At 60.4% G+C, this 7,928-nt stretch carries 7 protein-coding genes; 1 reads left to right on the top strand and 6 read right to left on the bottom strand.

From position 1 onward, the window contains the following. Nucleotides 1-201: 201 nt before the first annotated feature. The 3 genes from queF to yaaA are packed head-to-tail and all read right to left on the bottom strand — an operon-like array spanning nucleotide 202 to nucleotide 2,815. On the bottom strand, nucleotides 202-1,071 hold the full coding sequence (queF, locus tag Q7T10_RS09385; protein WP_304747633.1) for an NADPH-dependent 7-cyano-7-deazaguanine reductase QueF: 870 nt from the start codon (nucleotides 1,069-1,071) through the stop codon (nucleotides 202-204). Then, nucleotides 1,068-1,988: an alpha/beta fold hydrolase gene (locus Q7T10_RS09380; RefSeq protein ID WP_304747632.1), complete on the bottom strand. Its 921-nt coding sequence runs from the start codon at nucleotides 1,986-1,988 to the stop codon at nucleotides 1,068-1,070. Before Q7T10_RS09380 ends, queF begins: the two co-directional genes overlap by 4 nt. 50 nt (nucleotides 1,989-2,038) lie before the next feature. Continuing rightward, a complete protein-coding gene (gene yaaA / locus Q7T10_RS09375; protein ID WP_304747631.1) occupies nucleotides 2,039-2,815 on the bottom strand; it encodes a peroxide stress protein YaaA in 777 nt (258 codons plus the stop codon). A gap of 167 nt (nucleotides 2,816-2,982) precedes the next feature. Here yaaA and Q7T10_RS09370 point away from each other — a divergent pair, with 167 nt between their 5' ends. Next, nucleotides 2,983-6,006, top strand: a complete 3,024-nt coding sequence (locus Q7T10_RS09370; protein ID WP_304747630.1) for a valine--tRNA ligase — start codon at nucleotides 2,983-2,985, stop codon at nucleotides 6,004-6,006. Between the two features lie 38 nt (nucleotides 6,007-6,044). Here Q7T10_RS09370 and Q7T10_RS09365 read toward each other — a convergent pair whose 3' ends face one another. The 3 genes from Q7T10_RS09365 to cysM form a co-directional block, all read right to left on the bottom strand. Beyond that, nucleotides 6,045-6,272, bottom strand: a complete 228-nt coding sequence (locus tag Q7T10_RS09365; RefSeq protein WP_304747634.1) for a sulfurtransferase TusA family protein — start codon at nucleotides 6,270-6,272, stop codon at nucleotides 6,045-6,047. Nucleotides 6,273-6,319: 47 nt separating this feature from the next. Further along, nucleotides 6,320-6,850, bottom strand: coding sequence for an NUDIX domain-containing protein (locus Q7T10_RS09360; protein ID WP_198674643.1), 531 nt, complete (start codon nucleotides 6,848-6,850; stop codon nucleotides 6,320-6,322). A 76-nt stretch (nucleotides 6,851-6,926) separates the two neighbouring features. Beyond that, nucleotides 6,927-7,829 (bottom strand): cysteine synthase CysM, encoded by a 903-nt coding sequence (cysM, locus tag Q7T10_RS09355; protein WP_304747629.1) that lies wholly within the window; start codon nucleotides 7,827-7,829, stop codon nucleotides 6,927-6,929. Nucleotides 7,830-7,928: the final 99 nt, after the last annotated feature.

Here is a 7,928-nt window from a genome sequence, read left to right as displayed (position 1 = left end):
TTTGAAAGTCTCGCATTGATAAACCTGCCTGAAATTGGATTCGGTTCATTGCCATGGCATACCTCACAACGCTGTGTGTAAGAGCAATGTATGAGGTGCCATCAAAAAATCAAGTCTGTCTGAGGCAGGTATCTAATCAGGAAGAAATCCAGTGTAGCCCTCGTGCCATTTGCGTAATACGCTATATTTTTAATAGCAAAATCACTGTCGCGCGGTGCGGGTGTTGGGCGGGAGCGCCTGCGGGTAACTGGTGCGAAACGGGTTGATGTCCAGGCCACCCCGGCGCGTGTAGCGCGCGTACACCGCCAGCTTTAATGGCTTGCAGCGCGTCCAGAGGTCCATGAAGATGCGCTCCACACACTGCTCGTGAAACTCGTTGTGGTTGCGAAAGCTCACCAGATATTGCAGCAGCCCCTCCTGGTCGATCGGAGCGCCGGTGTAGCTGATCTGCACACTGCCCCAGTCGGGCTGGCCCGTGACCAGGCAATTGCTCTTGAGCAGGTTGCTGACCAGCACCTCCGTCACCGGGGCTTCGTCTGGCAGCACCTTGAGCAGGTCAGGGGCCGGGGTGTAACGGGTGCATTCGACGTCCAGGCGGTCCAGGCTCAGGCCGTCGAGCTCGTACACCGGCTCGCGGTCAAACAGCTCGGGTAGCAAAATCCGCACGCCAATCGACGCCGGGGCCGGGCCCCGCTCCGCTGTGTCCAGCCGGGTGTCGCGCCACACGGCCTCACTCAGGTCGGCCCGCAGGCGGGTCTTCACCGCATCGGCATCGGCAAACCGGGTGTTGTTGAAGCTGTTGAGGTAGAGCTTGAAGGACTTGCTCTCGATAATGTTGGGGGTCTCGCACGGCACGGTGAAATGCGCCAGCGCCACCTGCGGCTTGCCACGCAGGTTCAGCCAGCTCAGCTCGAACGCGGTCCACATGTCGGCGCCAAAAAACGGCGCGGCGCCTTCAATGCCGATCTCGGCGCGCTTGGCCCTGCGCGCAATCGGGAACAGGAGCGATGCGTCGTACTGGTCGATGTAGGCTGACGGCTTACCCAGCTGGGAATTTTCAGGATGGTTCATGGTGTGGGGGTTGTAGCGCGAATATCAGCGGCTTTCAAATGGGGAATCAGGGGCTCCAACAGGTGATTCACGACGTCGGGCGGCAAATCGTGACCCATGCCTTCAATACCGACCAGTTTCGCGCCGGGAATGCGCCGGGCCGTGTCTTCGCCACAGGCATAGGGCACCAGCGGATCGGCCTTGCCGTGCAATACCAGCGTGGGAACACTGATCCGGGCGAGCTGGTCTGCGCGGCTGACGTCGGCCATGACGGCCAGCATTTGCCGCAGCGTGCCCACCGGATAGAAGCCGCGCTCGACGCCCAGCAGAATGTTCGCGCGCAGTTCGGCCTCCAGCATCGGGAACTCGGGACTGCCAATGACCTGGAACAGCTTCACGTAATGGTCCACCACGGCCTGCGGGCTGCTGCCATTCGGGCGACTGAGCAAAACGCGAATCACCTCCGGCCGGGCTTGCGGCAGGCCTCTAGCACCGCTGGTGCTCATGATGCTGGTCAGGCTGAGGGTTCGCTGGGGCGCGGCCAGCGCCACGCGCTGCGCAATCATGCCGCCCATGCTGACGCCGACCACATGCGCTGTGGCAATGCCCAGCGCATCGAGCACGCCCAGCGAGTCGGTGGCCATGTCGCTCAGACTGTAGGGCGCCTGCGGGGTCAGGCCGAGCTTGAACCTGATGCTCTGCCAGATCAGGTTGGGTTTGCCCAGGCCATCCAGATGCTGGCTCAGACCGACGTCACGGTTGTCGTGTCGAATCACCCGGTAACCGGCATTCACCAGCGCCTGCACCAGCGGCGCCGGCCAGGCAACGAGCTGCATGCCCAGGCCCATGATCAGCAACACGGCGGGCCGCTCTTCACCCGGGGCGCCAGGGCCTGTGTCTTCGACTTCGATGTCAATGCTGTTTGCTCTTATTTTCATAGCCATATGGACTTATTAGACGGGGGCTGGAGGCCTATTTTCTATAAATTTCAAGGGTTTTGCCGGCGCCGGAAAACCAGCCGCTCCGGTTTGGAAACGATGGCCTCAAAGGCGTAGCCTTCCGCATCAAAGCCCTGGAGCTGCTTCGGCGTCACCACCCGATGCGTTGCAGCATAACGCGCCATCAGGCCGCGCGCCCGCTTGGCGTAAAAGCTGATGATCTTGTACTGGCCATTCTTGTATTCTTCAAAAACGCACTCGATCACCCGGGCCTTGAGCGCCTTGGTGTCCACCGCCTTGAAGTACTCCTGCGAGGCCAGATTCACCACCACCGGGGACACATCCCGCTGCAAACGCTCGTTCAGATAATCTGAAATTTGCGAACCCCAAAACTTGTAGAGGTTGTTGCCGTGCGCGTTTTCCAGCTGGGTGCCCATTTCCAGGCGGTACGGCTGCATCCAGTCCAGCGGCCGCAGCACGCCGTACAAGCCGCTCAGGATGCAGATGTGGTCCTGCGTCCACGCCAGTTCGTCAGGCTTGAGACTCTTGGCGTCCAGCCCCTCGTACACATCGCCATTGAAGGCCAGCACCGCCTGCTTGGCGTTTTTCGCGGTGAATTTGGGGCGCCACGCCGCATAGCGCGCCACGTTCAGGCCCGCCAGGGTATTGCTCAAACTCATCAGGCCGGCAATCTCTTGCGGTGACTGTTGCTGCAGCAGATGGATGAGCGCGGTGGACTGCTTGACGAACAGCGGCTGGGTGTGGGGCACGTCGCCCGCCGGGGTTTCAAAGTCAAGGGATTTGGCAGGGGACAGAAGAAATAGCATGGCAAAAATGGCGTCGCGGAGAAGTCTTCATTATCGCGATCCCCCGGCGTCGAATAAAATCACTTTCTACCCGCCTTTCCCCAACAGCGGCAACACTTATTTCAGTGCTGCCGCTCATCGCTCCAGTGGCCCGCACCGGGCTTCAGAGCAAAAAAGCCAAAGACACTATGAACGACGAACTGCAACAACCCGGCCTCAACAGCCTGTCCAAATCTTTTGAGCCGGCCGCCATCGAGGCCCATTGGGGACCGGAATGGGAGCGCCGCAACTATGCGCACGCAGGCCACCGCGGCACCGGTGTGCCCAAAGACGGCGCCGAGTCGTTCGCCATCCAGCTGCCGCCGCCCAACGTCACCGGCACGCTGCACATGGGGCACGCGTTCAACCAGACCATCATGGACTCGCTCACGCGCTACCACCGCATGCGCGGCGACAACACGGTCTGGATTCCGGGCACCGACCACGCCGGCATCGCCACGCAAATTGTGGTGGAGCGCCAGTTGCAGGAACAGAAAATCAGCCGCCATGACCTGGGCCGCAAGAACTTTGTGGCCAAGGTGTGGGAATGGAAAGAAAAATCCGGCAACACCATCACCACGCAGATGCGCCGCATGGGCGACAGTGTGGACTGGAGCCGCGAGTACTTCACCATGGACCCCAAGCTGTCCAAGACGGTGACCGAGACCTTTGTGCAGCTCTTTGAGCAAGGTCTGATCTACCGCGGCAAGCGCCTGGTGAACTGGGACCCGGTGCTGCAAAGCGCGGTCAGTGATCTGGAAGTGGAAAGCGAAGAGGAAGACGGCTTCCTGTGGCACATCAACTATCCGTTCGCCGACGGCGCCCAGCTGGTCAACGGCGAAATGGCCCTGGGCCTGACCGTGGCCACCACCCGCCCCGAGACCATGCTCGGCGACGTGGCGGTCATGGTGCACCCGGAGGATGAGCGCTACCAGCACCTCATCGGCAAGCACGTCACGCTGCCCTTGTGCGACCGCACCATCCCCATCATTGCCGACGACTACGTCGACAAGGCGTTTGGTACCGGCGTGGTGAAAGTCACCCCGGCGCATGACCAGAACGACTACGCGGTGGGCCAGCGCCACAAGCTGCCGATGATCGGCGTGCTGACACTGGACGCCAAAATCAATGAGCTGGCGCCAGTACCCTACCAGGGCCTGGACCGCTTTGTAGCCCGCAAAAAAGTGGTGGCCGATCTGGAAGCATTGGGCCTGCTGGTTGAGGTCAAGAAACACAAGCTGATGGTGCCGCGTTGCGCCCGTACCGGTCAGGTGATCGAACCGATGCTGACCGACCAGTGGTTTGTCGCGATGACCAAGGTCAGCCCACAAGACCCGACCGGTAAATCGATCGCGCAAAAAGCCATTGACGCCGTGCAGTCCGGCGAGGTGACATTTGTGCCCGAGAACTGGGTCAACACCTACAACCAGTGGATGAACAACATCCAGGACTGGTGCATCAGCCGCCAGCTCTGGTGGGGCCACCAGATTCCGGCCTGGTATGACGAAGACGGCAAGGTCTACGTCGCGCGCAATGAAGCCGAGGCGCAAGCCCAGGCGCCAGGCAAAACCCTGACCCGCGACGAAGATGTGCTGGACACCTGGTATTCCTCCGCACTGGTGCCTTTCTCAACGATGGGCTGGGGCAACGACGATGCAGCGCTGGGACGGGTCGGGACCGGACGCAGCGATTTGGTGAGCGAAGCGAATATGAGCAAGGCCGGTTCCGATGCGGCGCAGCGCGGGGCACTCAGCGATTTCGATCTTTACTTGCCCTCAAGCGTATTGGTCACCGGCTACGACATCATCTTCTTCTGGGTCGCCCGGATGATCATGATGACCACCCACTTCACCGGCAAAGTGCCGTTCAAACACGTCTACATCCATGGCCTGGTGCGCGACGCCCAGGGCAAGAAGATGAGCAAGTCCGAGGGCAATGTGCTCGACCCGGTGGACCTGATCGACGGCATCGCCCTGCCCGAGCTGCTGGTCAAACGCTCCGAAGGCCTGCGCAAACCCGAAACCGCGCCGCAAGTGCGCAAAAATACCGAAAAAGAATTCCCCACCGGCATTCCGGCTTTCGGCGCCGATGCCCTGCGTTTCACCTTCGCCTCGCTGGCATCGCTGGGCCGTAGCATCAACTTTGACGCCAAACGCTGCGAGGGTTACCGCAATTTTTGCAACAAACTCTGGAACGCCAGCCGCTTCGTGCTGATGAACTGCGAAGGCCAGGATTGCGGCCTGAACGAGCACACGAAAGAAGAATGCGCCGTCGGCGGCGCCGCGCACGGATACCTCAATTTCAGCCAGTCCGACCGCTGGATCGTCTCACTGCTGCAACGCGCCGAAGCGGAAGTCACCAAAGGCTTTGAAGAATACCGCCTGGACAACGTGGCCAGCACGATTTATGACTTCGTCTGGAACGAGTTCTGCGACTGGTATCTGGAAATCGCCAAGGTGCAGATTCAGCAAGGCAGAGACAACCCCGATGTGCAGATCGGCCTGGCGCAGCAACGCGCCACCCGCCGCACCCTGATTCGCACCCTGGAGACCATCCTGCGCCTGGCGCACCCGGTCATTCCGTTTGTGACCGAAGAGCTGTGGCAAAAAGTAGCGCCCGTGGCCGGTCGTGCCGGTGAATCGGTCTCGATTGCCGCCTACCCTCAGGCACAGCCGGAGCGCATTGACGAGGCCGCGCTGGCCTATGTCGGCAAGCTCAAGCAGCTGGTCGATGCCTGCCGCAATCTGCGCGGCGAGATGAGCGTGTCGCCGGCCACCCGGCTGCCGCTTTTTGTGATCGCCAACCAGGCCGATGAAGCCGCCTTCTTGACCCAATCAGCACCGGTATTGAAAGCGCTGGCCAAGCTCAACGAGGTGCGCGTATTTGACGACGAAGCCGCCTGGGCCACCGCCGCGCAGGCGGCACCCGTGGCCGTGGTGGGCGAGGCGCGCATCTGCCTGTTCATGGAAATTGACGTGGCGGCCGAGAAGTTGCGCCTGGGCAAAGAGGCGGCGCGTCTGGAAGGCGAAATCGCCAAGACCGAAGGCAAACTGGGCAATGAGGCTTTTGTCGCCCGCGCGCCTGCCGCCGTCATCGAACTGGAACGCAAGCGCATGGCCGACTTTGCGGCGACCCTGATCAAGGTGAAGGATCAGCTGAGTCGCCTGGGCTGAAGTTCGACACAGGCCGGGGCACCGGCCTGACATTTACCCTAGCGACGGCGCAGGACGTGGATGAAGTCCTCACCCACGGTCTGCTGGTCGAGCAGCTCATTACCGGTCTGCTTGGCAAACGCCTGGAAGTCACGAATAGAACCGGCGTCCGTCGAAACCACGCGCAGGGCCTGACCGCTTTGCATGTCGGCCAGCGCCTTTTTGGCTTTCAGAATGGGCAGCGGGCAGTTCAGACCGCGGGCGTCAACCTCTTTGTCAATGTCAATGTGCATCAAATTTCCTTGGAATTGGGGCAATTTTAGAGACCTTGGTGTCAAGCCCGTTTGGGAAACTCGATGAACTGCGGCTCATGGCCGCGCGCGCGCAACCAATCGGCCAGCGCGTAGCCGGTGCCGGCCGGCCAGCACTTCACCTGGTCAAAGTCAAACAGCCGGTAATCCACCAGTTCCGGCGACAGCTTCACCGCACCGTGACACACCGCGTGGTAGGCAATGATGATCTGGTTCATGCGCTGAAAGTCGTAAACCCCGATCAGGTTCAGCGCGCTGGTGTCCAGACTGGTTTCTTCCTTGATTTCACGGGCAATGCCGTCCTGCGGCGTCTCGCCTTTTTCCATGAAGCCGGTGATCAGCGCAAACATCTTGCCCGACCACGCCGCGTTTTGCGCCAGCAAAATTTTCCCCTCGTACTCAATCACCGCGGCCAACACCGGCGTGGGATTGTTCCAGTGGGTGTAGCCGCAGGCGGCGCAGCGCAGGCGCTCTTTGTCGCCGCTGTCCTCAAGCTGCGTGATCAGGGTCAAGGGCGTGGCGCATTGCGGACAAAACTTGAAAGCTTCAATCATGGAAAAACCTTGTTGCTATTAGTTAAATAGCTGCTCGCGCATAGTCCACGAAGGCTAGCGGCTATTTTTATGTAAATCAAGCGGGGAATACGCCGGTCGAGAGATAGCGGTCGCCGCGGTCGCACACGACGAACACAATGGTCGCATTGGTTTCAGCCCGGGCAATCTCCTGCGCCACCCAGCACGCACCCGCTGCCGAAATGCCACCAAAAATACCTTCTTCGCGCGCCAGCCGCCGGCACATGTCTTCGGCTGTTTCCTGGCTCACGTACATCAACTCATCCACATTGGCGGGGTTGTAGATTTTCGGCAAATATTCCTGCGGCCACTTGCGAATGCCGGGTATGCGCGAGCCCTCGTTGGGCTGCACGCCAATGATTTTGATGGCCGGGTTCTTCTCTTTCAAAAACCGCGACACACCGGTGATGGTGCCGGTGGTACCCATGGCACTCACAAAATGGGTGACTCGCCCCTTCGTATCGGCCCAGATTTCCGGGCCGGTGGTCTCGTAATGAATCCGCGGATTGTCGGCATTGGCAAACTGGTCCAGCACATGGCCCTTGCCATCACGCTGCATCTGATCAGCCAGATCGCGCGCGTACTCCATGCCGGCGCTCTTGGGTGTGAGAATCAATTCCGCACCAAACGCCTTCATGGTTTGGGCGCGCTCGATCGACAGGTCCTCCGGCATGATCAACACCATGCGGTAGCCCTTGATGGCCGCCGCCATGGCCAGCGCAATGCCGGTATTGCCCGAGGTCGCTTCAATCAGGGTGTCGCCGGGCTTGATCTCGCCACGCTCCTGCGCGCGCTGGATCATGGACAGGGCTGGCCGGTCTTTCACCGAGCCGGCCGGGTTGTTGCCTTCGAGCTTGCCCAGAATCACGTTGCCACGGGCAGCATTTTGTTCGGCACCAATGCGTTGCAGCATCACCAGGGGGGTTTTTCCGATGGAATCTTCAATGGTTGGGTATTTCATAGCCCACACTGTGCCATAATTTCGTTCTTCGCTGAATCCGCCCGGGTGGTGAAATTGGTAGACGCAGGGGACTCAAAATCCCCCTCCGAAAGGAGTGCC

This window comes from Rhodoferax sp. (assembly GCF_030646845.1).
Taxonomy (GTDB): Bacteria; Pseudomonadota; Gammaproteobacteria; order Burkholderiales; family Burkholderiaceae_C; genus Rhodoferax.
Note: the sequence above shows the minus strand (reverse complement) of the source record. Positions and strands in the feature narration are given on the sequence as shown.